Source organism: Chryseobacterium culicis (genome assembly GCF_900108365.1).
GTDB lineage: Bacteria > Bacteroidota > Bacteroidia > Flavobacteriales > Weeksellaceae > Chryseobacterium > Chryseobacterium culicis.
In genome coordinates, this window is the sequence record NZ_FNWQ01000005.1 from 185,652 (window position 1) to 212,567 (window position 26,916).

The 26,916-nt window shown below is 36.7% G+C and carries 22 protein-coding genes; 9 read left to right on the forward strand and 13 right to left on the reverse strand.

The annotated features are described in order from the left end of the window. Positions 1–17 precede the first annotated feature (17 nt). The 5 genes from BLW74_RS17555 to BLW74_RS17575 form a co-directional block, all read right to left on the reverse strand. Complete coding sequence (locus BLW74_RS17555) at positions 18–1,535, reverse strand: FMN-binding glutamate synthase family protein (protein WP_089694496.1); 1,518 nt, start codon at positions 1,533–1,535, stop codon at positions 18–20. A 54-nt stretch (positions 1,536–1,589) separates the two neighbouring features. Further along, positions 1,590–2,936 (reverse strand): tRNA (N(6)-L-threonylcarbamoyladenosine(37)-C(2))-methylthiotransferase MtaB, encoded by a 1,347-nt coding sequence (gene mtaB / locus BLW74_RS17560; protein WP_089694498.1) that lies wholly within the window; start codon positions 2,934–2,936, stop codon positions 1,590–1,592. 66 nt (positions 2,937–3,002) lie between these two features. Then, positions 3,003–3,593 (reverse strand): DUF1572 family protein, encoded by a 591-nt coding sequence (locus BLW74_RS17565; protein ID WP_089694500.1) that lies wholly within the window; start codon positions 3,591–3,593, stop codon positions 3,003–3,005. 88 nt (positions 3,594–3,681) lie between these two features. Next, positions 3,682–5,784, reverse strand: coding sequence for a T9SS type B sorting domain-containing protein (locus BLW74_RS17570; protein WP_089694502.1), 2,103 nt, complete (start codon positions 5,782–5,784; stop codon positions 3,682–3,684). Positions 5,785–5,972: 188 nt separating this feature from the next. Further along, positions 5,973–6,770: a hypothetical protein gene (locus BLW74_RS17575; RefSeq protein WP_089694504.1), complete on the reverse strand. Its 798-nt coding sequence runs from the start codon at positions 6,768–6,770 to the stop codon at positions 5,973–5,975. Between the two features lie 206 nt (positions 6,771–6,976). Here BLW74_RS17575 and glgP point away from each other — a divergent pair, with 206 nt between their 5' ends. Next, entirely contained in the window at positions 6,977–8,641 is a 1,665-nt protein-coding gene (glgP, locus tag BLW74_RS17580) for an alpha-glucan family phosphorylase (RefSeq protein ID WP_089694505.1), read from the forward strand. Between the two features lie 104 nt (positions 8,642–8,745). On the opposite strand, the gene BLW74_RS17585 is transcribed toward glgP, so the two are convergent. Continuing rightward, positions 8,746–8,934: a DUF6496 domain-containing protein gene (locus BLW74_RS17585; RefSeq protein ID WP_089694507.1), complete on the reverse strand. Its 189-nt coding sequence runs from the start codon at positions 8,932–8,934 to the stop codon at positions 8,746–8,748. A 13-nt stretch (positions 8,935–8,947) separates the two neighbouring features. Further along, a complete protein-coding gene (locus BLW74_RS17590; protein ID WP_089694509.1) occupies positions 8,948–9,421 on the reverse strand; it encodes a hypothetical protein in 474 nt (157 codons plus the stop codon). Between the two features lie 122 nt (positions 9,422–9,543). Between BLW74_RS17590 and BLW74_RS17595 the strand changes: the two genes are divergently transcribed. Further along, positions 9,544–11,673 carry a S9 family peptidase gene (locus BLW74_RS17595; RefSeq protein WP_089694738.1) on the forward strand — a complete coding sequence of 710 codons (2,130 nt, stop codon included), beginning with the start codon at positions 9,544–9,546 and terminating at the stop codon, positions 11,671–11,673. A 54-nt stretch (positions 11,674–11,727) separates the two neighbouring features. Here the strand turns inward: BLW74_RS17595 and BLW74_RS17600 are convergent, their stop codons facing one another. Genes BLW74_RS17600 through BLW74_RS17610 form a run of 3 tightly spaced genes read right to left on the reverse strand, consistent with a single transcriptional unit; the run spans position 11,728 to position 14,328 of the window. Further along, positions 11,728–12,555: a GLPGLI family protein gene (locus tag BLW74_RS17600; RefSeq protein ID WP_089694511.1), complete on the reverse strand. Its 828-nt coding sequence runs from the start codon at positions 12,553–12,555 to the stop codon at positions 11,728–11,730. A gap of 10 nt (positions 12,556–12,565) precedes the next feature. Further along, the gene (locus tag BLW74_RS17605) at positions 12,566–14,074 is read right to left on the reverse strand and encodes a thioredoxin domain-containing protein (protein ID WP_089694513.1); all 1,509 of its coding nucleotides are present in this window, start codon (positions 14,072–14,074) and stop codon (positions 12,566–12,568) included. A 59-nt stretch (positions 14,075–14,133) separates the two neighbouring features. Further along, positions 14,134–14,328: a hypothetical protein gene (locus tag BLW74_RS17610; protein WP_089694514.1), complete on the reverse strand. Its 195-nt coding sequence runs from the start codon at positions 14,326–14,328 to the stop codon at positions 14,134–14,136. A 150-nt stretch (positions 14,329–14,478) separates the two neighbouring features. Between BLW74_RS17610 and BLW74_RS17615 the strand changes: the two genes are divergently transcribed. Further along, positions 14,479–14,847, forward strand: a complete 369-nt coding sequence (locus tag BLW74_RS17615) for a helix-turn-helix domain-containing protein (RefSeq protein WP_089694516.1) — start codon at positions 14,479–14,481, stop codon at positions 14,845–14,847. Positions 14,848–14,930: 83 nt separating this feature from the next. On the opposite strand, the gene BLW74_RS17620 is transcribed toward BLW74_RS17615, so the two are convergent. From BLW74_RS17620 to BLW74_RS17630, 3 genes are all read right to left on the reverse strand, one after another. After that, complete coding sequence (locus tag BLW74_RS17620; protein ID WP_089694518.1) at positions 14,931–15,758, reverse strand: GLPGLI family protein; 828 nt, start codon at positions 15,756–15,758, stop codon at positions 14,931–14,933. After that, positions 15,758–17,326 (reverse strand): vitamin K epoxide reductase family protein, encoded by a 1,569-nt coding sequence (locus tag BLW74_RS17625; protein WP_139265763.1) that lies wholly within the window; start codon positions 17,324–17,326, stop codon positions 15,758–15,760. The genes BLW74_RS17620 and BLW74_RS17625 overlap by 1 nt, the downstream gene beginning before the upstream one ends. 71 nt (positions 17,327–17,397) lie before the next feature. Then, the gene (locus BLW74_RS17630; RefSeq protein WP_089694522.1) at positions 17,398–17,580 is read right to left on the reverse strand and encodes a hypothetical protein; all 183 of its coding nucleotides are present in this window, start codon (positions 17,578–17,580) and stop codon (positions 17,398–17,400) included. A 263-nt stretch (positions 17,581–17,843) separates the two neighbouring features. Here BLW74_RS17630 and BLW74_RS17635 point away from each other — a divergent pair, with 263 nt between their 5' ends. From BLW74_RS17635 to recG, 6 genes are all read left to right on the forward strand, one after another. After that, positions 17,844–19,499 carry a peptide MFS transporter gene (locus BLW74_RS17635; protein ID WP_089694524.1) on the forward strand — a complete coding sequence of 552 codons (1,656 nt, stop codon included), beginning with the start codon at positions 17,844–17,846 and terminating at the stop codon, positions 19,497–19,499. A 132-nt stretch (positions 19,500–19,631) separates the two neighbouring features. Beyond that, positions 19,632–21,386, forward strand: coding sequence for a peptide MFS transporter (locus BLW74_RS17640; RefSeq protein ID WP_089694526.1), 1,755 nt, complete (start codon positions 19,632–19,634; stop codon positions 21,384–21,386). A 61-nt stretch (positions 21,387–21,447) separates the two neighbouring features. Then, positions 21,448–22,440 (forward strand): PDDEXK nuclease domain-containing protein, encoded by a 993-nt coding sequence (locus tag BLW74_RS17645; RefSeq protein ID WP_089694527.1) that lies wholly within the window; start codon positions 21,448–21,450, stop codon positions 22,438–22,440. Positions 22,441–22,459: 19 nt separating this feature from the next. After that, positions 22,460–23,971 (forward strand): peptide MFS transporter, encoded by a 1,512-nt coding sequence (locus tag BLW74_RS17650; RefSeq protein ID WP_089694529.1) that lies wholly within the window; start codon positions 22,460–22,462, stop codon positions 23,969–23,971. A gap of 40 nt (positions 23,972–24,011) precedes the next feature. Continuing rightward, the gene (locus BLW74_RS17655; protein ID WP_089694531.1) at positions 24,012–24,545 is read left to right on the forward strand and encodes a thioredoxin family protein; all 534 of its coding nucleotides are present in this window, start codon (positions 24,012–24,014) and stop codon (positions 24,543–24,545) included. Between the two features lie 105 nt (positions 24,546–24,650). Next, the gene (gene recG / locus BLW74_RS17660; protein ID WP_228424960.1) at positions 24,651–26,798 is read left to right on the forward strand and encodes an ATP-dependent DNA helicase RecG; all 2,148 of its coding nucleotides are present in this window, start codon (positions 24,651–24,653) and stop codon (positions 26,796–26,798) included. Positions 26,799–26,916 lie beyond the last annotated feature (118 nt).

Below are 26,916 nucleotides of genomic sequence, written 5' to 3' on the forward strand. Positions count from 1 at the left end.
TTGATATCAGATTCTTATTAAAATTTTGCCTTCTGTTTTACATTCCCTAAGATATCCGGAAAATAAAGGTCAGCAAGATGGTCAAACTCATCTCCTCTCATAAACATCGTGGCATCTACCTCTTCATAAGAACTTCTTCCTGCCGCAGCAATAAGCTCATTGCAGGTATGAAGTGTGTTTTTGTGAAAATGATATACTCTCTCTGCCTTATCAGTCACATCCAGTCCTTTGATAAGCATTTTATCCTGTGTGGCAACCCCTGTAGGACAATTGTTTGAGTTACATCTCAATGCCTGGATACATCCTAAAGAGAACATAAATCCTCTGGCATTGTTGCACATATCTGCCCCCATTGCGATGGCTCTCAGAATATCCAGACTGGTAAGAACTTTCCCGCTGGCAATGACTCTTAATTTATTTCTTACGTTGTAATTGTTAAGGGTTCTGTTTACAAAGATCAAAGCAGGCTCCAATGGCATCCCTACTCCATCCGAGAATTCAGGCGGCGCAGCTCCTGTTCCACCTTCTGCTCCGTCGATAGTAATAAAGTCAGGATAAATTTTCAGTACGTTCATCTGAACGCAGATATCTTCAAATTCTTTGGTATCTCCTATACACAGCTTAAATCCAACCGGCTTTCCTCCTGAAAGCTCTCTCAGCTGCTGTACGAATCTCAGCAATCCTGCTGCATCAGAGAATGAAGTATGTGATGGAGGTGAAATAACAGTCATACCCGGAGTTACGTGACGAATCGCTGCAATTTCCGGAGTATTTTTTACGCCCGGAAGCACTCCTCCATGTCCCGGTTTTGCTCCCTGTGATAATTTGATTTCGATCATTTTCACATTGGGAAGGTTGGAATATTTCGTGAATAATTCAGGATTGAATTTTCCTTCTTCATCACGACATCCGAAATATCCGGTTCCGATCTGCCAGCAAAGGTCTCCGCCTTCCATGTGGTGGGGTGAAATTCCTCCTTCTCCAGTATTATGGTAAAAATTTCCTTTTTTAGCCCCTCTGTTTAATGAAATCTGCGCTCTGTCACTCAGGGCTCCAAAACTCATTGCAGAGATATTGAATAATGATGCATGGTAAGGCTGTGTACACTGCTCTCCTCCTACCCAAACTCTCGGAAGCTCTTCTGATGGTGATTTGGCATAAATAGAATGCTTGATCCCTTCATATTTTCTGTGATTCACTTCCAGCTGTGTTCCAAAAGCTACGGTATCACTTAAATTTTTTGCACGTCTGTATACTGCAGAACGCTGGTTTCTCGGAAATGGCTTCCCGTCTGTTTCCCTTTCAATAAAGTATTGCTGCATTTCGGGTGAAATACTTTCGAAAAAATACCTGAAGTATCCCAATACCGGAAAATTCCTCAATATAGCATGTTTCGACTGGTAAGCATTGTAAACACCCAATGCATAGATGGCGGATAACAGCGTTGGTATCCAGTAATGCGCTCTGATCAGCAGTGCTATAATCCATGTAGCAGCTACTAATACAATTCCCCAAGATAAAAACTTATCTCTCATGAATGTAGTATTTAAAAGTTTAAAAATAAATTTAGTAGAATTTTTGCAAAGAGCCTATGCTTTTGCTAAAAAACTTTGGTAGGAAGACTGCACAGAAACCGTGCCATCTGACAGGATTTTTTCTAAATTCAGAAATTCAATTTGATTAACGGATGCAGGATCAAAATCTTTCTGGACTCTCACATAATTTTCTGTGAAGCCAAACATTTTTCCGTCTTTGTTTTCATGCTCCCAAAGAACTGGAAGCGTTTTTCCAAGCTGTGTCTGATAGAATGCCATTTTCTTCTTTTCAGAAAGAATTCTCAGCATTTTATTACGTTTTTTCCTTTCAGGTATCGGAACAATACCGTCCATTGCAGCAGCCTCTGTATTTTCTCTTTCAGAATACGTAAATACGTGAAGGTAAGTAATAGGAAGTTCATTAAGGAAATTATAGGTTTCCATAAACAGCTCCTCTGTTTCTCCAGGGAATCCTACAATAACGTCTACCCCAATAGCCGCATCAGGCATTACCTCGCGGATCTTATTGACTCTGTTATTGTACAGTTTTGTCAGGTAGCGGCGTTTCATCTTTTTCAACAGTTCATCACTTCCGGACTGTAGTGGAATATGAAAATGCGGAACAAAGCTTTTACTTTTTGAAACCAGCTCTATACTTTCGTCTTTTAAAAGATTGGGTTCAATAGAAGATATGCGGATTCTTTCAATTCCTTCCACTTTATCCAATTCTGAAATAAGATCCAGGAATGTATGCTCATGTCTTTTATTTCCGAATTCACCTTTACCGTAATCACCGATATTCACCCCTGTAAGAACAATTTCTTTGATGTCCTTAGCAGCAATTTCCGCGGCATTTCTTAGAACATTTTCAATAGTATCGGAACGGGAAATTCCTCTTGCTAAAGGAATAGTACAGTATGTACATTTATAATCACAGCCATCCTGCACTTTAAGGAAAGCTCTGGTTCTGTCTCCGATAGAGTAGCTTCCGATAAAGAAATCGGTTTCTTCAATTTCACATGAATGAACAACTCCCTCGCTTTCGGATTTCTCCAAATCGTCAAGGTAGCTGAGAATATTGAATTTTTCTTTGGCTCCTAAAACAAGATCTACCCCTTCAATCTGTGAAATTTCTTCAGGCTTTAACTGAGCATAACATCCTACAATTACCACCAGTCCTTCCGGATTAGCTTTCATTGCTCTTTTTACGTGAAGCTTACATTCACGGTCAGCATTTTCTGTTACAGAACAGGTATTGATAACATACACATTCGCTTTATCATCAAAACCTACCTTATCATAACCTGCATCTGTCAATTGACGGGCAATAGTAGATGTTTCTGCAAAGTTGAGTTTGCAGCCAAGTGTATGAAACGCGGCAGTTCTGTGAAAAGTAGACATTTGTTACTCCTGAATTTTATGGGTGCAAAGATAGTAATTTTAATAATAAACCAAGATTGATTCAATCTATTGTTTATATTCGTCTCTAACTTCCGGGCTGTTTTGCAAGCAGACGGGAGATGAATTGGCCTCCGGTTCCTGAGCTGAAAATTTTGTTTTCATTTCAGCATTAAACTCCTGAGAACGGTTTCTGGCGATGGATAATGTATTCCAGTCTTCATTTTTTATCATTTTGGCGATATAAACAATCTGACCGATATGATAGGGATAATGAGCCAATTGTCTGAGCACAGCATCAATCACCGGATGAGCTTCTCCTCTGATATACGTTATCGAGTAGAGGTTATCATCATTTATTTTTTCAAGGGCTTCAAAAAAGCATTTCCAGCCCTGCTCCCAAAAATCCAGAACCTGTTCTTTGGTGGTAAAGGTATTAACAAACTCTCCGTCTCGGTTACGCCAGGATTTTTCTCCGTCTTCTGTCAGAAAATTAGTCCATCTCGACAGCATATTTCCTGCAATATGTTTTACAATGATGGCGATAGAATTACTTTCTTCATTGTACTGCCAGAACATCTGATCATCCGTAAGCTGGTCAAATGTCTTATCACCAAGCGATTTATAATATTCAAAGCGTTTTACAAAAAGATCTTTCATGCTTGCTATTTTGCCATCTAATGTAACACCTTTAGAAACATAAAACCACTTCCGATGAAGTGGTTTTATCTATGTATTGTATTGATTATTATTCTCTGTTTTTCACCAATACCCAACCCGTAAATTTGATTGGAGTATTCTTCTTGTCATTTTCATTCCATGTAATAGAATACCAGTATGTTCCGGTAGGTACACTTCTTCCGCCCTGGGTACCATCCCATTTATAACCGTTTGATCGGTCTGCCTGGAAGATTTTGTTTCCATACCGGTCAAAAACATTCATGATCAGGTTTTGTTTGTTGGCTAATGCAGAATAATCAATCATATCATTTATTCCATCGGCATTAGGGGTAATCACATTAACTAAATTGGGCACTACAATTCCTATTTCTATCGGATCACAGTCGTAAGCATCTTTTACATATACTTTGTGATCTCCTCTTGAAAGATTATTGAAGACATTGGAATCCTGCCAGATAATATTATCAATGGAATATTTATAAGCCGGATTTCCTCCTATTACGGATATGGTAATGGTATTATTAGAAATATCAATACCGGAAACTACGGGCTGATCAGAAGGAAGTACTTTCACGGTTTGTGTTGTTATACATTCTCCTGTTTTCAATTTTACCCAATATACTCCAATTCCTGCTTTAATGGTTCTTGTAGTAGCTCCTGTACTCCATTCATAGCTTTTAAACCCGGCTCCTGCATCCAGCGTTGTCTGATCTTCTGCGCAAATGGTGACATCTTTAAGCGTATCAGAATATACAGGCGGAATCACTACCAAAGTAATTCTGGCTACCGCGTAACATCCCTGCGCATTGGAAACTCTTACATACACAAATCCATTAGGAGCAATATAGTTAGCTGCATTCAGGATTTCATTGGTCTGATTAACCGCGTCTGACAATGAAGGATAATATTTTTTAGTAGGATTCGTCTGACCTGTTACTGAGGCATTGACAAGATTGAAAGAGGCTGTGGATGGATTAGCTTCTATGAAACATGATCTCAACGTGACTTCATTCACTACCACTACCGGATTAAACTTCAGGGTAATCTGTGCAATGGCAATACAGCCAAACTCAGAGATTATTTTCACATAAATAACACCTTCCGCAGATACAAATGCCATGGGTGTTGTAATCTCATTGATGCCGGCGTTGAGATCGGCCATTGTGTGATAATATTTTTTAGTGACATTCGGGTTGGAAATAACGTCTGCGGTTGTTAAATCAAACAAAGCAGTTCCTGCATTGTTATTGTTACAGGCAGTTAATGTTACATTTGTAGCTGTAATGGCACCGTTTTTAAATTTAAATGTTCCTACCTGCTTACATTTATTAAGCGGATTGGCTGCATTAGCAGGATCGGTATAATTGATACTGTAATAGTAAACTGTAGTAGTATTGACTGTAATAGGTGCTGTAATCGGATTATTCCCTGTTAGAGCATCGTTCTGAGTCAGATGATAACTTACACCAAAGTTTTGATTTCCGTTAATAATTCCTGCAGACAGGGTAGAAAAATCAAACAATACGGTAGGAGAACATATAACAACTTCTCTTGGATCTGCGGGATTGGCAGCCGGAATTCCAGGAGGAATAAATGGCTGAGTCTGGATACCGGGATCTGTAAACGGGGAAGCCAGTGTGGCAGTTCCGCCCCAGGTTAAAGAAAACGGAGCTGTTGTAGAGCTGGTACTGCTTACCCAGTTGTCTATAAACAGGTAATAGGTTTGTCCCGGCAAAACATCCAAATATTTGCAATAAGGCGTCAGAGAACCTCCTGCAGCACTTAGAAGTGTACTTGTCATATTGAGTCCGGTTGCCGGGCCAGGCCCGATTACCGTTGCCGCATTACAGCGTATTGGAGATCCCAGACTTCCGCAGGTTACATTAGGACCAAAAATAGCCCAGTCATAATCCGCATCCGGGTTATTGGGAACAAGATCAAAGGTAAGTGTACCTCCGGTGGCGATTGTGATTTTATACCAAATGGAGTTGTGTTCTCCCGTGAAATCTATACAACTTCCTGAGTTGACCAATTCTTTGATATTGCCATATCCTGTAGGACTGTAAGTGATATTAGAGTTACCACAAACTGAAAGAGCTGTGGCACAATCTGCCTGAGAATAATAAGCATGAGAGATACAGAGAAGTACAAATAGTAAAAGTTTTCTCATAGATTATATGTTTTTGTGGTTATTCGTTATACATCATATTGATATCCAACGTACACCAAATATACCCATATTTTAATTACAAACAATAAAATCGAGATAATTTTAAACTATTTTAAATTAAAACACTAAAAAAATTAAAATTATTCATAGTAAACCCAATTAATCAGCATAATAACCAAACAGGAATTTTATTTGATGCTTGTGATATTCCCGCAGAGGTTTTCAAGATGAAATATCTTATGAAAGGGGCTTTTTACTTCTTTTAAATGTTCTTTATCCTGAATAAAGGTGTATCTGGAAGCAATAGAATTCATATCCGAAACAATCACCAGCCAGCATTCATCCACAGAGGTATCATAGTAGGGAAATTTTTCATTTTTCTTTTCGATCAGCTCCAGAATTTTCTCTGAGCAAAGCTCATCAAAAAGGTTCATGCTATATTCATGCGTGATGAAAACATTTCTGCGATGGAATGATTTCCTGATGCTTTTTACGCAACCTATTGCTTTATTTTTTTTAATGCTTTTATAAATACTAATAATATTTTCCTGTTGTTTTTCCAGATTATCAAATTTTGTTTCCGGGTGGAATTCTAAAAAATAAACACCACGATATTTCGTAGTGTCTTCCTGTTCTAATAATATTTCTGCCTGACGGAACATTTTATTCAAAGTACTTTCCACTTTTTTCATTTCCAGATGGTTAATCACTTCAGTCAGTTCAATTCCGATTTTTTTGTCGTTAAGTTTTGCGATAAAGTCTGGGCTTTCGCAGGTAAGGTTTTCAAATTTCACATCGGGAAAATGATGCATAAAAGAGTTAAGCAGAAGAATCTCGGATTTCTTTCTGTATTTTTCACGGTCATGAAGCGGTGATTCGTCTATCGTACGGTGATACTTTTCCATTGGCTTTTTTTTCAAATGCCGATTCAGGTAGTATAAGCTTAAATTCTTTATCAGATCTTCTTCAGAAAACGTCTTTTTCATGTGTGATTTTTTTATTTAATTAAAGAACACATGCAGCCATGGGCTTTCATCGTTAAAAGTTTTTGATAATCAAAAATTTACCCACTTAAAGATAAGCAAAAAAACAATTCAATATCTGGTTTTACTAGTAATTTATCTATTAATTAATGTAAAGTTTACTTTCATAATTAATACCTTTGCCTTTTTATAAACACAAATACATATTTATGGATTTTAAGAATTTCAGAATACCCTACAATATCAACCCACAGTATTCCACGAAAACCGCCTATTTTTCAATGGAATTTGCTATTGAGCAAGTTCTAAAGATATATTCCGGAGGGCTTGGATTTCTGGCAGGATCCCATATGAGAAGTGCCTACAATCTTAAGCAGGACCTTATCGGAATTGGTATTTTATGGAAATTCGGATATTATGATCAGGCAAGAAATCATGATCAGACATTACAGCCGGTTTGGACAAAAAAAATGTACAGCTTTCTTGAAGATACCGGAATAAAATTTCAAATCGAAATCCACAGTGCTCCGGTTTGGGTAAAAGTATGGTATCTGGATCCTGAAACATTTAATACAGCTCCTATGTTTTTCCTTTCCACGGATGTTCCGGAAAACGACCATGTTTCCAAAACAATCTGCCACAAGCTCTATGATGCCAATGAGTCTACAAAACTGGCACAATATATTTTGCTGGGAAAAGGAGGTGCTAAATTACTGGACGAACTGAACGTTGAAAGAGATGTTTATCATCTTAACGAAGCTCACGGGCTTCCGGCAGCTTTTCATCTTTTAAAAAAGTATAATGGCGATCTTAACAAAGTCAGAGAAAAACTGGTTTTCACTACCCATACACCTGAAGAAGCAGGAAACGAAAAGCATAATTTCAAACTATGCTATGATATGTCTTATTTTTCCGGCTACAGCATGGAGGAAGTGAAAAAGATTGAGGGTTCAGATGACGACCGTTTCAACCATTCCCTGTGTGCATTAAGAATGGCTAGAATTGCGAATGGAGTTTCCCAGCTTCATGGTGTAGTTTCCAGAGCGATGTGGAGTAAATATCCAGGTATTTGTGAAATTACATCCATCACCAACGCACAGGAGTTTAAATATTGGGCTGATAAACCACTGTACAATGCAAAAGACGAAAATGAAACAACCGTTTTCGACTTCCGTAAAAAATATTTAAAGAAAAAATTATTCAGCATTGTTGCAGATCAGACAGGGAATTTATTTAACCCCAATATTTTTACAATCGTTTGGGCAAGAAGATTCGCAGGATATAAGAGAGCAGATCTTCTTTTACACGACAAAGAAAGGTTCTATAAGCTTCTGAATAATCCAAAATATCCGGTGCAGATCATCTGGGCAGGAAAACCTTACCCAATGGACTACTCTGCTATTTCTACATTCAATACTCTGGTTGAAGAAAGTAAATATCATAAAAATGTAGCCGTTCTTACAGGCTATGAGCTTTCTCTCAGTAAATCTCTGAAGCAGGGTTCTGATCTTTGGCTTAATAATCCGAGAGTTCCCAGAGAAGCTTCAGGAACTTCCGGCATGACAGCTGCTATGAACGGTTCAGTAAACTTATCTACAGATGACGGCTGGATTCCGGAATTTGCCAGACATGGTGAAAATTCTTTCGTAGTTCCCAAAGCAGATTATCAGAATATGAGCATCTACGAACAGGATAATTATGATTTGAATACACTGTATGAAATTCTGGAAAACGAAATTCTTCCAACGTACTATGACCGCCCTGACCAATGGAGAAAAATCCAGCAGCATGCAATGAATGACGTTCAGGATCACTTCAATAGCGACAGGATGGCGGATGAATATTACAGACTGCTTTATAATGCAAAAAAATAAACCCAAAGCATAAAAGGAGAAAAATACAACATTAGCTTATTTTTCCATTTTGCTGTTCAATAAAAAAATGCCGGGAAATTTTTTCCCGGCATTTTGATTAGAGTTTATTTGCTTTTTTTCCTGGAAGGCACTTTAAGGCCTTTTTCTCTGGCTTCAGAAATACCGATGGCTACGGCTTGTTTTCTGCTTGTCACTTTTTTTCCGGAAGAGGATTTCAATTTTCCTTCCTTAAATTCGTGCATTACTTTTCCTACTTTGTCCTGAGCTTTTTCTGAATATTTAGTCTTGCTCATGATAATTTTTTTTTTAAGATTTTGGCAGGGATACTCCCAGTTCGTATACACAGGCGTGTTTCAAATATTTTGAACGCTCTCTCGATGTTACCGATTCAAAATGATCATTTTTGAGCACAATGATCGGATCTTCCGCATTTTCAATTTCAAAATTGGCTAAATATCTTTCGTCTGGCGGGGACTGCTGCAGTTTTGCTTTAATTTTCTGCAGTTCATCCGCATATTTTCTAAACCCCGGATCAGAGGAATGGATAAATTTATACTCATCTCCTGCATCAACATGATAATGAAGCTTTTTATCTATCAGTCCTGCTTCATCCGTAATTTCGGGATTATCATTTCCGTCTCTGAAAACCACTTCTACTAATGATCCCCCTTTTTTCTGGGCGCATTCTTCTGCATCTTTAAAACTGGAAAAACCTGTATAAACGATCTGATCGTTTAATACATAACGGTTAAGTTTCTGGTTGTATGCATTCGTTTCCATAATTATTATTTTGATTCGATTATATAATATGATATTCAATTTTTTTGCCAAAAAGCGTATTTCAAAAGGTTTTTAATACATTTTAATAAAATTATTATCTTTGAAATCCATTAATGTTAGAAATGAAAAAACTACTCTTAACTCTTACTGTAGCTGCAGTGTTTCAAAATGTGTCGGCACAGGAAATTACTTTGGATAAAATATACTCAGGATATTACCGTGGAAAAGGGATTGCAGGAATCTCTTCCATGAAAAACGGTGAAAATTATCTTGTGATTGAACCTTCGGGAATTGCAAAATATTCTTACAAAACTTCCCAGAAAGAAGGAAATCTTGTGGACGGAAAGTTTGAAAGCTATATTTTTTCTGATGACGAATCTAAAATCCTTTTACAGACAGCCAGCCAGCCTATTTACAGACATTCTTTCTTAGGGAAATTTGATGTAAAAGATTTGAAATCGGGAAAGGTAATCAGCCTGAATGAAGGAAAACCAGTACAGGAACCGACATTTTCTCCGGACGCAACCAAAGTGGCATTCATTTCTGACAATAATCTCTTTTATCAGGACCTTGCATCAGGAAAAATCACACAGATTACCACTGACGGCAAAAAGAATGCGATCCTGAATGGTTTGGCAGATTGGGTGTATGAAGAAGAATTCGGACATGCAAGACAATATGAGTGGACCAAAAACTCTGATGCAATCGTGTTTGTAAAATCTGACGAAAGCCAGGTCCCTGAAATCTATATTCCGATCTATGGAAAAAATCTGTATCCTGCAGAAATGCGTTATAAATATCCAAAAGCAGGTGAGAAAAACTCTGAGGTTTCCGCACAGCTTTACCGTCTTGACAGCGGGAAGACAATGCAGCTTAACTTAGGTTCTTTCAAAAACTACTACATTCCGAACGTATTCCAGACTGCAAAACCGGATGAGATTGTTTTAATTACTTCTGAAAGAATTCAGAATGCTTCAGATATTTTAAAGGTAAATACCAAAACAGGAGCCGTTCAGAAATTATTCACTGAAACGGATGATAAGTGGATTGACACCGACAGCCCTACATTAGAATTCCTTGAAGATGATTCTTTCCTCTGGGCTTCTGAAAGAGATGGAAACCGCCACCTTTACTGGTATGACAAAGATGGCAAACTTAAAAAACAGATCACAAAAGGCAATTGGGAAGTAACAGATTATTATGGTTTTAATCCAAAATCTAAAGAAATTTACGTTCAGACTACGGAAAAAGGAAGCATCAACAAAGTGGTCTCCAAAGTCAATATTGAGAACGGAAAATCTCAGCTGATTTCCAATGCAGAGGGAAACAATTCTGCTAATTTCAGCAAAAACTATAATTATTTTATTGAAACGTCTTCTACTGCAGCAAGACCTTATACCTATGTTCTGAAAGACGGAAACGGAAAAGCGGTGAAAGAGCTTCAGAACAATAATGATCAGTTACAGAAGTTAAAAGCTGATAATTTTGTAGAGAAAGAATTCCTTACCATTCCTAATGCTGCAGGAGATCAGATGAATGCATGGATTATGAAACCTAAAAACTTTGACCCGAATAAAAAATATCCTCTGTTTATGTTCCAGTATTCAGGCCCGGGATCTCAGCAGGTTGCCAACTCATGGGACAATGGAAATGCAATGTGGTTTAATCACCTTGTGCAAAAAGGATATATTGTAGCTTGTGTAGACGGGCGCGGAACGGGCTATAAGGGTGCCAAGTATAAGAAAGTGACATATATGAACCTGGGGAAATACGAGATTGAAGACCAAATTACGGCAGCAAAGTGGTTCGGAAGCCAATCTTATATTGATAAGAGCAGAATCGGAATGTTCGGATGGAGCTTTGGGGGTTATATGACCAGTCTGGCAATGACTAAAGGAGCAGATGTTTTTAAAGCGGGAATTGCTGTAGCACCGGTAACCAACTGGAGATATTATGATTCTGTATACACAGAAAGATTTATGAGAACACCGCAGGAAAACCCTGATGGATATGATAAAAATTCACCAACGGAATACGCTAATCTGCTGAAAGGAAAATTCTTATTAATCCACGGAACTGCTGATGACAATGTTCACTTCCAGAATTCTATGGAATTCTCCGAAGCTTTGATTCAAAACAAAAAACAGTTTGATTTCATGGCTTATCCTGATAAAAACCACGGAATTTATGGCGGGCAGACGAGACCTCAGCTCTACCAGAAAATGACGGATTTTATCCTGAATAATTTATAATACCAATTGTACATCAAAAAAAAGTCCCTTTCAGAACTTCTGAAAGGGACTTTTTTATTCAGGATATTTTACCGCTTTATCCAATTCTATCGGATTATTAACGGCTTTTATTTTCTTTCTTTCGTTGGCTTCCGCCGGTTTCAATTCTTCTTTGCTAAGGATTGTCCCGTCATCAAGCTGCAATTTCTTTCCTTCGGGAATAGTAAGTCTTCCGTTCATTATATATTTGAAGGGGCTGTCATATAATTCCAGTCTTAATTTATTTAATTTAGCGCGATCTACAGGAATTGCTCTGGAAATCGAGTTTTCTAATGAAACCCGTTTATAATTCTCAGGAATTTTCTCGCTTTTGATCACTTTAAAGAAGTAATCCTTTTTTGTATCGTAGAGCTCCATAATCAGCCCGGGCAGACCATTAAATTTATCGGGTCCGTAAGGAATCGGGATATCTTTGGTAAACCAGGCTACCCAGCTTCTTCCTCCAAAATCCGTTAAGGCTTTTTGAACCTTATAATCTCCCCATGTTTTAGTACTGTCTGAGATTTTCCAATGCAGCTCTGCCTTTTCATTAATCTTATAGAAATTTGCATCTCCTATATATTCATAGTTCTGATATTCATTGCTATTATTTTTTTTTATCAGAAATGAAGTCAGCTTATAACCTTTGTACCCGTACTCATTTTTAGTTAAAAATATAGAATCATTTACATAATAAAGTCTATTGTAATAAGCTATATCATTAGGTGTAGTATCAAGGTTAAAATTTTCTTTTATCAGATTCTGAGAAGTAGAATCCTTTTTAGAAGTTACTTCATAGATAAATCTGTTACTTTGGGAAAAGCAAAAACACGTTCCCAATAATAAAAATAATAGCTTTTTCATAGTTTAATATTTAGCCCATCATCTCAGATAGGAAATATTCCAAATCTGCTCTGTCATATTCTATAGGGTATTGATATCCGTTGATAAAAATATCCGGTGTAAAATTAATATCATTAATGTTTCTCCATTTTTTCTGGTTATTTAAAATAGAAATAACACGATCCTGATTGATAAACAAATGAGAATATTTATCATTCCATCTGCTGATGCCATTTTTATCCGTTCTTATCGTATACCACTCTTCCAAAGCTACAAAAAAAGTGTTTTTATCTTCCGAATTTTCATAAATGCAGGCCATATTTATGTATGTAGTGCGTAGTTCTTCAGAAAAGTTATCAAGATCCGCATCCAACACCAGACGAATATTAATTTTATGGCTGTAATTGTTTATTATTCTCATAAAGGTTGGATAGAATTCTTTGCAGTATTTACAGGAAGGATTCGTTACCAGGGTCAGCACTAAGCTGGCATCAGAATTTCCAAAATTAAATGAACTTAAAAAATCATCATTAAGCGTTTTCTTTTGAATGGAAAGGTTATTTCTGAAGAATGTATAGTTTCTTTTGAACCTCGAGCTTTTTACGATTTCTTCTTTCAGTTTATTATTCCAGTTAATTTTTTCCTTTAAATAAAGTAAAAATAAAGCAGAAGCTCCAACAAAGAGACCGTATAAAGCAATAGAAAATGGGTTAATATTTATCTGTGGATTGGGTAAAAAGAACAATAAAGCCAACTGGGCATACACACAAAGGATGATACCAATACAAACCGGGCACAGCTTTTTAATAACAATGACCTGGTAATACAAGGAAACAAATGATATAGGGATAAAAAGATAGAATATGTACTTATAGATAAAGTAATAAAAATTCAGATCTTTATAGACAGCTAACACTATAAAACTAATAACTTGAGAGAAAAAGAACAGTAAAGATATCTCAGATATATCAAAGAACTTCCATTTTTTATAATTAAATACATAATCGCAATCTGTTTTCAGCATTTTATTCTGACATACCCCTAAAGGTATAATCGTTCCTTTTCCATGAGTTTTTTTATAAGCTTCATAAGAAAGAAAAATCCCTAAAAATGAAAGCGATACAAATGCCAGCCCTGTGTAAAAGAAAGAAAAATCCAATAATAAAACAGATAACATGAGTGCACCCAGCAAAACAGTGCTCCATAAGAAGAGATTATTTCTTTTGTTTTCGTTGTAAAAACTTTCTGATTTATCAACTAATAAGACAAGATTAGATGCTGAGATATCATAATTCTTTTTGTCTTCTAATTTAAATCCTTCATCATTGATGGAAATAAAATTTTTAGGCAGCAATTCAACATCTTCTTGATCTATTTCGAACACTGAACAATCAATATTAAAAAAATGAAGCGTATCGGAAAAAGACAGAATATTAGGAAATTCCGGATGACCATTTAATTGATATTCAAACTCATTCTTATCAACATGGATGTCAATAAGTTTTAAATAGCTGGTAAGTATATTAGTATTTTTTGACATAAGTATAAAAGGTAATCAGCAATAGAAAATTCTATTGCTGATTATTTTTTAAGGGTTGATTAACAACAAGAACCTCCGCATCTTGCACTACCATCTCCAGGGCATCCTGCCTGTACGCATCCGCACTCTACTTCACCTCCTCCACCGATTCCGATAGAAGTTCCTCCTCCGTTTCCGATTTTTCCACCTTTAAGTGATCTCAACTCATTTCTAGATAAACTTGCTTTCTTAATTTTTAAAGAATTGCTTTTCATAATGTTTTAATTAAATATTCTGTGTCATTATTGACTTTTCAAAACTATAAATTAAATCAACCAATAAAATAAATTTATCAGGCGTTTTTCCGGTATATTTCTTGCAAAAGTTGTACATGTTTCGCATATTTGTAATAGACATTAAGAATAATGAAGCAAGAAAAACTAAGAAACCTACGGAAACTCAAAGGCATCTCTCAAGAGAAGATGGCGAAAATTTTATTTACTGATCCTTCAAATTATTCCCGGAAAGAACGGGGTGAGGTAAGGATACATGAAGAAGAATGGAAGAAAATAGCTGAAGCGCTCAATGTTCCGATCTCTGACATTAAAGAAGAGGAAGAACATGTAATCAGTACTCACAATTCTCCATTCAAAGATACTTCCCAATATCAGTACACGCTCAATCTCAATTGTTCAATCATTGAAAATTTACAGGACTATATTGGCTTTCTTAAACAAAAAATCAGTGAGTTAAATGAAGAAAATCAAGTACTGAGATCTCAAAATGGATTTTAATCCGTAGATTATTATACAGTTCATTCGTGTATAATCAAATCATCCCTTTTAATCAAAATTAAAAGGGATGATTATTTTATCTGCTAAGGATATTGTACTGCTTTATCCAGTTCTATAGGGTTATTAAAGGCTTTTAACTTTTTCCTTTCGTTAGCTTCCGCGGGTTTCAGCTGTTCTTTGGAGAGAACAGTGCCGTCATCCAGCAGCAGCTTTTTTCCTTCAGGCAGAGTCAGTCTGCCATTCATTATATACTTGAAAGGGTTGTCATATAATTCTAATTTTAATTTATTCAGTTTTGTATAATCCACTGTAATTGCCCTGGAAATAGAATTCTGTAATGTAACGCGTTTATAATCCTCAGGAATTTTCTCACTCCTTATCAGTTTAAAATAATACTCTTTTTTTGAATCGTAAAGCTCCATAATCAGCCCGGGTAAACCATTAAATTTATAGGGGCCATAAGGAATCGGAATATCTTGGGTAAACCATGCCACCCAGCTCCTTCCTCCAAACTCTGTTACCGCTTTTTGAACAGGGTAACTTCCAAATGTTTTGGTACTGTCTGAAATTTTCCAATTTTGTCCGGCCTTTTCGGTAATTTTATAAAAATTCACGTCACCAATGTATTCGTAGTTTTGATATGAATTATTATTTTTCTTTTTAATGATAAACGAAGTCAGCTTGTAATCTTTAAATCCATACTGACCATTAGCATTATATAAGGAATCGTTTATATAGTATAATCTATTATAATAAGCGATATCATCTGGCGTAGTATCAAGATTAAAATTTTCTTCAGTAAGGTTTTCCGAGGTAGAATCCTTTTTAGAAATGACTTCATAGATAAATCTGTTACTTTGGGAATAACAGAAAACTGTTCCCAGCAATATAAATAATAAGTTCTTCATCATTAATTGTAATTTTCAGATAGAAATTCAGGAATAAAAAATTCAAGGTCAGCTCTCTCATACTGAATTGGATATTCACTGTCATTCATAAAGATATTAGGTGTAAAATGCACGCTGTTGCTGCTGACCCATTTTTCATGTCCTCTTAATAATTCCAGCGCATGCTCTGAACTTCCGAAGTATTTGGAATATTTTTGATACCAGCCGTTTTTGTTCTCACTATATCCCTGAACTTCATACCAGCCGTTCAACGCTTCTAAAAATTCAATTTTATTTTCGCTATTGATATAAATATTGGTGAGATTGATATGAACCGTTCTATTATCCAAATCATCTCTGCTAAGATCTACATCAAAGAAAATATTGATTCTCAACTCATCAGAATACTTTTTAACCAGCTTCAGAAAAACAGGGTAAAATTCTTTACAATGTTTACAAAAGGGATTGGTAACAAAAGTCAATGTTTGGTCTGCGTTTTCATTTCCAAACACAAAAGCACTTGAAAAATCTTCATTAATCAACCTTTTCTGTAAAGACAAATTATTTTTGAAAAACTGGTAATTTCTTCTGAATTTTAAATTTCTTTTAAGGGTATTTTCATTTTTCTGTGCAATTCTATTTTTTGTTCGGAAGTTCACCAAAGCCATCAGTGAACCGAAACAGCCAATGAAAAATAAGGCTGCAGCGTTACCGTCCATTTTTTTGTCCGTAAAGAATATAAGATTTGCCGCTACCAACTGAATACATACAGAGGCTATGATTACCATACAGACAGGGCAATACTTTTTAACAACAAAAATCTGATAGAATAATGATAAGCTGGCAATTGGTATGAATGCAAATAATCCATACCGATAGATTTCAAAAAAGAATTCAATATTTTTTATCAGACTTAATAAAATAAAACAAACTAATTGACTGGTAAAAAACAGGAGTGAAATCTCAGATAAATCTACCTTATTAAAAATCTTCCATTTCTTTGAATTAAAAACCAGGTCACAATCCGTATTGAGGTAATCACTTCTACAAACTCCAACCGGTATGAATGTTCCTTTCCCATGAGTTTTTTTATAGGCTTCGTAAGCGAAGATAAATCCGATAAGACCAGTAGCCACAAAGATCAATTTCAAAGTCAGATGAGAAGAATCATACGCGAAAAGAAACAGAAATAACAGCGCTGCAATTCCCCAATTAACAGAACCATTCTTAAGTTTTGATTTTGTCCGGGGCTGCTCTTCATAATTGTCTATAATAAGTATTATATTTTCCCATTTAGAAAAAAAATCTTCTGATGGGGAGCCATTGACTGTTATGGTATGCTCTTTATTATTCACCACTGCCAGCTCTCCTTCTATTAAAGCCAAAAAATCCTCAGGTAAAATATCTTTTTCATCATTATCAATTCTGAAGCTGTAATTTTCAATATTGAAAAAGTTCAAAGCATCTGAAAATGCCAGAAGGCTCGGAAAATCAGGATGGCCCTCCAATTGAAGCTCAAACTCATCCTGATCAATATGTATCTTATGATCATCCAGATAATTGGTAACAGCAGTAAAACTTTTGCGTGTCATTTTAAAATAGCTTTTGGGATTAAAAAAAATAGCAACAGTTTCCTGTTGCCATTTTAAATGATTTACACGGGTTATCCACAACAAAAAGTACCGTTGCAATAAGAATCACCATTTCCATTATGAGTGTTTGCACATGCAGCATTGGTACATCCGCATCCTACACCTGCATCAGGCGCTGCCATCCCTCCTTTAATTTTTCTCTGCTCATTTCTGGATAAAATCCCTTTCATCTTTTTTAAATCAAGTTTTTTCATAAAAATGTTTTTTTATAGTTATTTGTCACTATTGACATTGCCGAAAATAGAAAACAAATATCACTCAGTAAGGAAATACGTGTGTATATTTTTTGCTTCTTTACTTTTGTGTAATTTGTGAAGTATGTACAAGCTTTTAAATAAAGAAAACCTGTACGCACATTTAAATTTTCTATTTATTTAATTAATCGTTTACGCTTGTATTATTTATTTTATCAATTAAAATTAAAAACCTATTTTTGGGAAATTTGAAAATTGAATATATGAAGACTAAACATCCTAAAGGGCTGCCCTATCTCTTTTTTACAGAAATGTGGGAGCGTTTCGGGTACTACCTGATTCTTGGAATCTTTGTTTTGTATGTTATTGAGCCCGCCGGTATGAAAGGAGGGCTTGGGCTGCCAGACAAAACTGCTGATGATATTTTCGGAACCTACATTGCCTTAACTTATCTGACTCCCTTCATTGGAGGATTTCTGGCAGACAGAGTTTTAGGATATATTAAATCTATTTATCTGGGTGGCTTTTTAATGGCTGCAGGGTATATAGGAATGGGTGTTTTTAAAGACCTACCTTTATTTTATACCTCTCTGGCATTAATCATCATTGGAAATGGTTTTTTCAAACCTACTATTTCAACCTTACTGGGAAACCTTTACTCTGAGGAGCCTTATAAAGCCAATAAAGATTCCGGATATAACATTTTCTATATGGGAATCAACATCGGAGCGTTTATCTGTAACATTATTGCGGCTTTCATGCGTAATAAGTTCGGCTGGGGTGAGGCTTTTATTACTGCAGGAGTTGGGATGATTATTGGGATGATTATTTTTACGATCGGAAGAAAGCACTATATTCATGCTGCACAGATGAAACCTGTGCAGGAAGGTGACACTAAGCTTTCTGAAATTATGCTGAAAGTATTTGTTCCGGCCATTGCTGCGGGAGCCATAGGTTGGTTTATTCCCGATAATATCTTTGGAAGCGACAGTACAGATGCCTTTATTTTCGCATGTGTACCGGTAATTTACTTTTATGCCTCACTTTACTTTAGGGCCAAGCCGGACGAAAAAGCTTCTATTGGAGCTCTGCTTTCTGTCTTCCTGATCAGTATGTTCTTCTGGGCAGTCTTCAAGCAGAACGGAACGGCCTTAACAAGATGGGCTAACTATTATACCGACAGAAGTGTTCCTGCTTCTCTTGAAAAACCACTGGAAGGAATTTATATGGTGGAAGGAAAAAGTTACGAGGATAAAGAGGTTCCTGTTTATGACAATCAGTTCAGATCTCAGAAGGACGATAACGGAGAGACTAAAAAAGAAACAGGAAAAGATGTTTATTTTAAAAATATTTCGTCTGAACAGCGCGCTGCTCTTGAGAAAAACCCTGAAAATAAAGTATATCTCTACAATACCGAATTATTCCAATCCATCAACCCGTTTTGGGTTATTGCTCTTACTCCGGTTATTGTGGGATTCTGGGCATTATTAAGAAGAAAAGGGAAAGAACCTTTAACGCCTACAAAAATTGTTTTGGGACTATTCATTTCCGGGCTTTCATGCCTGGTGATGGTTTTAGCGGTTATGGCAGGAGATAACGGAACGGTAAAAGTTTCACCGTTATGGCTTGTTGCCAGCTACGGTGTAATTACTATAGGTGAACTCTGTCTGTCTCCAATGGGACTTTCTTTTGTATCGAAACTTTCTCCTGCAAGAATTACGGCATTGATGATGGGAGGTTTCTTTCTGGCGAACTCCGTGGGAAATAAGCTTTCAGGAATTCTGGCAAGCACCTGGTATAACTATGAAAACAAGACGAATTATTTCCTTGTGAACTTCGCTTTGTTAATATTTGCTACACTTTTGGGCCTTTCTATGTTAAAGAGACTGAACAAAATCATGAAGGAAAAAGGACATTAATCCTTGATATTATAACGATTAGCAAGCTGCGGAAGAGTTCCGCAGCTTTTTTATTTAAAAATAAAATTAAAACCTTGCCAAAAACCCAAAATAAACTATATTTGTCAGTCTTAACAAAAATTAACAATAGAAATGGATAATATTGAAGCATTGAGTCCGAAACCGGATGAATTTGTAGAGAATAAGAATTCCAGGCATCCTAAAGGATTATGGGTTCTGTTCGGAACAGAAATGTGGGAGCGTTTCAACTTTTATGGAATGAGAGCTCTTTTGACGCTCTTCATGGTAAATTCCTTATTAATAAAAGAAGCTGATGCAGCAATCATCTATGGCGGATTTCTAGCTTTATGTTATTTAACACCTCTTTTGGGAGGATTTATTGCGGATAAATATATCGGGAACAGGTATGCCATCATTATCGGTGGATCTTTAATGGCTATCGGGCAGTTCTTATTATTCATCAGCGCCTCTACTTTCTCAGCGGATATCGGTAGTGCCAAACTTATCATGTGGCTGGCATTATTCGTTATTATTTTCGGTAACGGATTCTTCAAACCGAATATTTCCTCTATGGTAGGAAGCCTTTATCCGAAGCAGGAAAAATCCAAACTGGATTCTGCGTTCACCATTTTCTATATGGGGATTAATATCGGGGCATTCTTAGGACAGTTTATCTGTCCATACGTTGGAGACGTAAAAGATGCAGCAACCGGAGTAAGAGATATCTTTGCATTTAAATGGGGATTCCTGGCAGCTTCTATTGCTATGGTAATCGGAACGGTAACATTCTTTATCCTTAAAAATAAATATGTAGTAACACCGGAGGGAAGACCGATCGGAGGGTTACCAAAAAATAATACAAGTGCTGACTTCGAAGAAGGAGAAACGCAAACGGCTAAATTCTCTGGTCAGGCTTTAGGAATCACCGGAGGAATATTTGTTATCTTATTCTTTGCTTTCAGATACCTTCTTGTAGGTGAGTTTGGATTCAATTCCGTAGAGATGGGGCAATTGATCAAAGGAATTATTTATCCTTTCATTTATGCCGCTGGTATTTCTCTTGCCTTCCTGATTATGTCTTCTGCAGAAAATAAGGTAGAAAGACAGAGAATCTGGGTAATTTATATTGTATCATTCTTTATCATTTTCTTCTGGGCGGCTTTCGAGCAGGCGGGATCTTCATTAACGTTTATTGCGGATAACCAGACTGACAGAAATATTTTAGGATGGAACATGCCTCCTTCAATGGTTCAGATCTTTAACGGAATCTTCGTTGTTATTCTAGCAGTTCCTTTCAGTTTAATCTGGGATAAATTAAGAGCGAAAGGAAAAGAACCAGTATCTCCGTTCAAACAGGCTATGGGATTAGCGTTGATTGCTCTTTCTTATTTCATCATTGCACACAATGTAAAAGATCTGGGGAACTCTGGTCTATTGGCAATCAAATGGTTAATGTTACTATATTTCATCCAGACTTGCGGTGAGCTTTGTCTTTCTCCAATTGGTTTATCATTGGTGGGTAAACTGGCTCCAAAAAGATTTGCTTCATTGCTTTATGGTGTTTTCTTTATTTCTAATGCTGCCGGCTATGCATTGGCAGGTTCTTTAGGAGCGCTTATCCCTGCAACAGGTGATAAATTCAAGAAAGCTCAGGAACTGGGAGTTAATCTTCAGGATGTTTTGGACAAAAAAGTAACGCTGACCGCTGATCAGGTTGCCGCTTTCGATAAAGCCCAGCTTCCATTACACAACCCTACTTTTGTAGGATTTGAAATCCACAATCTATTTGAATTCTTCATGGTATTCGTCGTACTTTGTGGTATTGCTTCTGTGATTTTAGGTTTAATTTCACCTATCTTAAAGAAAATGATGCACGGTGTAAACTAATTGTATCAACAAAATATCATAAAACCTCTGCCAAGTCAGAGGTTTTTTTTATTTTCGTACGATGGAAATTTCCGAAGCTTCTTTATTCCAATCCGTAAAGGAAATTGTTAGACAATCGCGCGAAAAAGTTTTTCGAATTGCGAATTCTACTCTACTGCTCACATACTGGCAGATTGGAAAACTTATTGTTGAAGATGAACAACAGGGAAAAGAACGCGCAGAATACGGAAAGTATACACTGAAAAAGCTTTCTGAAAAACTCACTTTGGAATTTGGAAAAGGTTTTGATGAAAGTAACTTAAGAAATATGCGCTCTTTTTATCATGCATTTCCAATATGTGACGCATTGCGTCACGAATTGAGCTGGACTCACTACAGACTATTGATTAGGCTTGACAATGCCGAGAAAATGAATTATTACATCAATGAATCTGTTCAGAATAACTGGAACTACAGAGATCTCAAAAGACAAATCAATTCCCTTGCTTACGAACGGGTTTTACAGCATAAAAAATCTTCCACAGAAAGTATTTATAGTGTCTTAAAAGATCCTTATATTTTTGAGTTTCTTGGGTTAAAAGCTAATGAACAGTTTTCCGAAAAAGAAATTGAAACAGCCATTATTGATCATATTCAAAAGTTTTTACTTGAATTCGGGAAGGGATTTGCCTTTGTAGCCAGGCAGCAGCATATTTCAACCGACACCTCAGACTTTTATATTGACCTTGTCTTTTATAATTACATTTTAAAATGTTTTGTGATCATCGACCTGAAAACAGGGGAACTTTCCCATCAGGATATTGGACAAATTGATATGTATGTAAGAATGTATGATGACCTGAAACGCGGAGAAGGAGATAACCCAACCATCGGAATTTTATTATGTTCAGAAAAAGATGAAACAATTGTAAAATACTCTGTTTTGAATGATAAAAACAATTTATTTGCCAGCAAATACCTGCTGTACCTCCCAAAAGAAGAAGAATTAAAACAAATTATTGATCAGGACAGAATCCGTTTTGAACTGGATCAGGAAAATAAAAACCCTTATTAGAACTTAATCATATATCATTATGAGCTTAACTTTAGATGAAATACAAAATTTCAAAGGAAAATATCCCAGACAGATCTGGAGTCTGTTTTTCTCTGAAATGTGGGAACGTTTCTGTTTCTACGGAATGCGTGGAATGCTGGTTTTCTTTATGATCTCACAGCTTAACTTCCATGAAAAAGAAGCCAACCTTCAATATGGTGCCACCCAGGCCTTCGTATATGCCTTTACTTTTGTGGGAGGTCTCTTTGCAGATAAAATCTTAGGATTCCGGAAATCCCTTTTCTGGGGAGGTCTCCTGATGATTGTAGGAAGCTTAATCCTTGCGACCGATCCTCACAAATTCTTTTTCTTAGGAATAGCATTTACAGTAGTAGGTACAGGTTTCTTCAAGCCAAATATTTCATCTATGGTAGGTCAGCTTTATAGACCTAATGATTCAAGGGCAGATGCAGGATTTTCACTTTTCTATGCAGGAATTAATCTCGGAGCATTATTAGGAGGATATTTATGTATCGCCATTGGTAAAGGAGAGTTCTTAAGTACGATCATTACAGAAGAGATGAGGTGGCATATTGCTTTTGGACTTGCTGCAATAGTAATGGTGGTAAGTTTGGTCAATTTTGTGTTTACGCAAAGAACACTGGGGTCTATTGGCCTGCAGCCAGGGCATCCTTTAGCAGAAGAAAAAACCACTCCAATACCCAAATGGAAGGAATACGGAGTGTATGTACTTTCATTGGTTTTTGTTCCTATCATTATGACCATGGTAGCCAAAACAGAATATACAGATTATTTCATGTGGACTATCGGGCCGCTGACCCTGATTTATTTATTCTATGAAATGTCTAAAGTCACCGCTTCTGAGCGTAAAAAACTTTGGGCAGCATTGGTTTTCATTATCTTCTCTATCATCTTCTGGGGAATCTATGAGCAAAGCGGAGGTTCTTTGAGTATTTTTGCTGCTAAAAATCTCAATAAAGATCTTTTAGGATTAGACCCAAATGGTGTGAATAACTCAGGAGGAGCCTTTTTCATTATCTTCCTGGCACCGTTAATCGGACTTCTTTGGATCTGGCTGAATAAAAGAAAAATTGAACCCAATACCATTATTAAATTCGGATTAGGTTTTATTTTCTTGGGATTGGGATATTATGTTCTATTTGCAACCCGTCTGTTTGCCGATCTTCAGGGTATCACTTCACTGAATTTCTTCACACTGGCATTGCTAATCATTACTCTTGGGGAATTGTGCCTCTCTCCTATCGGACTTTCTATCATGACCAAGCTTTCTACGAAGAATCTTCAGGGAATGATGATGGGAATGTGGTTCCTTGCTTCCGCCTATGGACAGTATGTGGCAGGGATTATCGGAGCCAGTCTGGCTACTGCCAAGAAAGGATCTACCAACTACGATGAATTAATCACTTATACTGATGGATATAAACAATTAGGGTTATACGCGGTAATTGCCGGAGTAGTATTAATTTTGATATCTCCGTACGTGAAAAAATTAATGCAGGAGGTCAAATAGAAATAAGTAATTATGCTTATTTTTACATAAATATCACAATATGAAGAAAATCTTAAGCATATTACTCTTATTTTTATTGAATTTCAGTTTTGCCCAAGTAAAGTGGATGACCATTGATGAAGCCTTAAAGGCCCAAAAGGAAAGTCCTAAAAAAATACTCATTGATTTTTATGCAGATTGGTGCGGTCCATGCAAAATCATGGATAAAAAAACGTACGGACATGCGGTTATTGCTCAGATTTTAAATGAGAATTACTATCCTGTAAAATTCAATGCAGAAGAGAAAAACAGCATTGAGATCTTTGGAAGAACATTTTCTAACCAAAATACGGAACATAGAAAAGGAAAAAATTCACTTCATGAATTTACCCAATATATGAATGTAGGTGCAGTACCTAGTACCGTATTTCTGGATGAGCACGGCGATCCTATCACAATTCTTCAGGGAGAGCTTTCTGCCAGGGAACTGGAACCTTATCTTGAACTGATTTCGAAAGATTTATTCAAAAAGATAAAGACCAGAGAGCAATGGGAGGATTACCAGAAAAAGTTCAAATCCAAAATCAAAGATTGATTTACAATTTTGACTCCGGATTTTCGGTTTCAATTCTAAAAATTCACGATAGAGACTTCCGATTTTTTTGGAAGTCTTTTTTATTTTACCGAAATTCGAAACTTTATTTCTTTTGTCAGAAATAAGGATCATAAAAATTCGAAAAACGTATCCCGAAACCTGAAAATGAATCTCGAAACCTCCATAGAATATGTAAAAGGAATAGGTCCGGAAAGAGCCAAACTCATCAAAAGCGTGTTGGGTCTGTCTACCGTAGAAGACATGCTGAATTTCTATCCTATCCGCTATCTGGACAAAAGTAAAATTTATACCGTTTCACAGCTGAAGGAAGAAACCAGTCAGGAAATACAGCTGAAAGGAAGAATCACTCAGGTGCAGGAAATTCAGACCGGCAAAACCAAAAGGCTATCGGCAAAATTCAATGATGAAACAGGCAGTATGGATCTGGTTTGGTTTCAGTATTCCAAATGGCTGAAAGAGCAGCTTCCTGTTAATAAAGAGGTTTACATTTTTGGAAAGATCAATGTGTTCAACCGTCAGTTCTCCATGCCCCATCCTGAAATAGAAGCGGAAGAAAAAAAGGAAGGGGATACACGCCTCAGGCCCATCTATCCCAGTTCTGAGAAGCTGACCAAAAGAGGTCTCAATCAAAGATTTTTCCAGAACGCACTGAGAAATATCTGCAGGGAGATTCCTAATCTTATTGAAGAAAATTTTCCTGACTATCTGATGAAAACCTTTACATTCATATCCAGACAGCATGCTTTTCTGAATGTCCATTTTCCAAAAGATCAGGCGCATTTTGATAAAGCGGATTACAGATTGAAATTTGAAGAATCATTTTTCTTTCAGTTAGGATACGGATTAAAAAAGCTCCATCATAAAACCCAGTCATACGGTAATCCTTTTCCTATTATCGGCGACCATTTCAATAATTTTTATGAAAACCACCTTCCTTTCGACCTCACCAATGCCCAGAAAAGAGTTTTAAAGGAAATCCGTATGGATATGAAGAGGCCGATACAGATGAACAGACTGCTGCAGGGGGATGTAGGTTCAGGAAAAACAATGGTTGCCCTTCTTACGATGCTTATCGCAATGGACAACGGTTTTCAGAGCTGCCTGATGGCACCTACGGAAATTCTTGCCCAGCAGCATTATAACGGAATTAAAGAACTGCTAGCAGAAACCGGAATCAATATTCGTCTTCTGACCGGTTCTTCCAAAGCCGCAGAAAGAAGAATTATACATGCAGAACTGGAAGACGGTTCACTTTCTATTTTGGTAGGTACCCACGCCGTTTTAGAAGATAAGGTAAAGTTTAAAAATCTTGGATTAGCAATTATTGATGAGCAGCACAGGTTCGGAGTAGCACAAAGGGCTAAACTTTGGGCAAAAAATAAAATCCCGCCTCATATCCTAGTGATGACGGCTACTCCTATTCCGAGGACTTTGGCAATGAGTTTTTATTCTGATCTGGATGTTTCAGTAATTGATGAAATGCCTGTAGGAAGAAAACCGATCATTACGGCTCACAGACGGGAAAAAGACAGATTATATGTGTATAATTTCTGTAAAGATGAAATTAAAAAAGGCAGACAGATCTATTTTGTTTACCCTCTTATTGAGGAATCTGAAACCTTGGATTATAAAAATCTGATGGAAGGACTGGAACATGTTATGGACTTTTTCTCAGAATACAACGTAACGATGCTTCACGGGAAAATGAAACCAGACGAAAAAGACGCTGCCATGGCCTATTTTGCTTCCGGAAAAGCAGAAATTATGGTGGCCACTACCGTAATTGAAGTGGGAGTAAATGTCCCCAACGCTTCAGTAATGGTGATTGAAAGTTCCGAAAGATTCGGCCTTTCCCAGCTTCACCAGCTTAGAGGACGTGTAGGAAGAGGTGCCGAACAGAGTTATTGTATTCTGATGACCTCTGACAAATTATCAAAAGAAAGCAGAACACGTATCAGGACGATGACAGAAACCAATGATGGCTTTAAAATTTCTGAAGTAGATATGCAGCTTCGCGGTCCAGGAGATATCCTGGGAACTCAGCAAAGTGGTGTGGTAGATTTTAAAAGACTGGATCTGATTAATGATTCCGCTATCATCAAGACTACGAAAAATACGGTAGAAAAAATTCTGGAAGCCGACCCTATGCTTTCCAGACCAGATAACCTGATCATTAAAAACTATTATATCAGATATTACAAAGGAAAAAATAAGTGGAGTAAGATATCATAAAAAAACCGCAGAAAAAGATTTCCTGCGGCCCCCTTATAAAACTGTTATTTAGAAGAAATTACTTTTGGTCTGTTCAAAAAAAATTTATTTTAATAGCTGTGGCTTAATATTTTGTGAT

Bases quoted from the DNA above. Each gene is read 5' to 3' on its own strand.
- BLW74_RS17605 (WP_089694513.1), bottom strand. From the start codon at position 14,074: ATGTCAAAAAATACTAATATACTTACCAGCTATTTAAAACTTATTGAC.
- glgP (WP_089694505.1), top strand. From the start codon at position 6,977: ATGGATTTTAAGAATTTCAGAATACCCTACAATATCAACCCACAGTAT.
- BLW74_RS17635 (WP_089694524.1), top strand. From the start codon at position 17,844: ATGAAGACTAAACATCCTAAAGGGCTGCCCTATCTCTTTTTTACAGAA.
- BLW74_RS17590 (WP_089694509.1), bottom strand. From the start codon at position 9,421: ATGGAAACGAATGCATACAACCAGAAACTTAACCGTTATGTATTAAAC.
- BLW74_RS17570 (WP_089694502.1), bottom strand. From the start codon at position 5,784: ATGAGAAAACTTTTACTATTTGTACTTCTCTGTATCTCTCATGCTTAT.
- BLW74_RS17625 (WP_139265763.1), bottom strand. From the start codon at position 17,326: ATGACACGCAAAAGTTTTACTGCTGTTACCAATTATCTGGATGATCAT.
- BLW74_RS17640 (WP_089694526.1), top strand. From the start codon at position 19,632: ATGGATAATATTGAAGCATTGAGTCCGAAACCGGATGAATTTGTAGAG.
- BLW74_RS17555 (WP_089694496.1), bottom strand. From the start codon at position 1,535: ATGAGAGATAAGTTTTTATCTTGGGGAATTGTATTAGTAGCTGCTACA.
- BLW74_RS17655 (WP_089694531.1), top strand. From the start codon at position 24,012: ATGAAGAAAATCTTAAGCATATTACTCTTATTTTTATTGAATTTCAGT.
- BLW74_RS17565 (WP_089694500.1), bottom strand. From the start codon at position 3,593: ATGAAAGATCTTTTTGTAAAACGCTTTGAATATTATAAATCGCTTGGT.
- BLW74_RS17650 (WP_089694529.1), top strand. From the start codon at position 22,460: ATGAGCTTAACTTTAGATGAAATACAAAATTTCAAAGGAAAATATCCC.
- BLW74_RS17630 (WP_089694522.1), bottom strand. From the start codon at position 17,580: ATGAAAAAACTTGATTTAAAAAAGATGAAAGGGATTTTATCCAGAAAT.
- BLW74_RS17645 (WP_089694527.1), top strand. From the start codon at position 21,448: ATGGAAATTTCCGAAGCTTCTTTATTCCAATCCGTAAAGGAAATTGTT.
- BLW74_RS17610 (WP_089694514.1), bottom strand. From the start codon at position 14,328: ATGAAAAGCAATTCTTTAAAAATTAAGAAAGCAAGTTTATCTAGAAAT.
- BLW74_RS17595 (WP_089694738.1), top strand. From the start codon at position 9,544: ATGAAAAAACTACTCTTAACTCTTACTGTAGCTGCAGTGTTTCAAAAT.
- BLW74_RS17600 (WP_089694511.1), bottom strand. From the start codon at position 12,555: ATGAAAAAGCTATTATTTTTATTATTGGGAACGTGTTTTTGCTTTTCC.
- BLW74_RS17620 (WP_089694518.1), bottom strand. From the start codon at position 15,758: ATGATGAAGAACTTATTATTTATATTGCTGGGAACAGTTTTCTGTTAT.
- BLW74_RS17585 (WP_089694507.1), bottom strand. From the start codon at position 8,934: ATGAGCAAGACTAAATATTCAGAAAAAGCTCAGGACAAAGTAGGAAAA.
- BLW74_RS17575 (WP_089694504.1), bottom strand. From the start codon at position 6,770: ATGAAAAAGACGTTTTCTGAAGAAGATCTGATAAAGAATTTAAGCTTA.
- mtaB (WP_089694498.1), bottom strand. From the start codon at position 2,936: ATGTCTACTTTTCACAGAACTGCCGCGTTTCATACACTTGGCTGCAAA.
- BLW74_RS17615 (WP_089694516.1), top strand. From the start codon at position 14,479: ATGAAGCAAGAAAAACTAAGAAACCTACGGAAACTCAAAGGCATCTCT.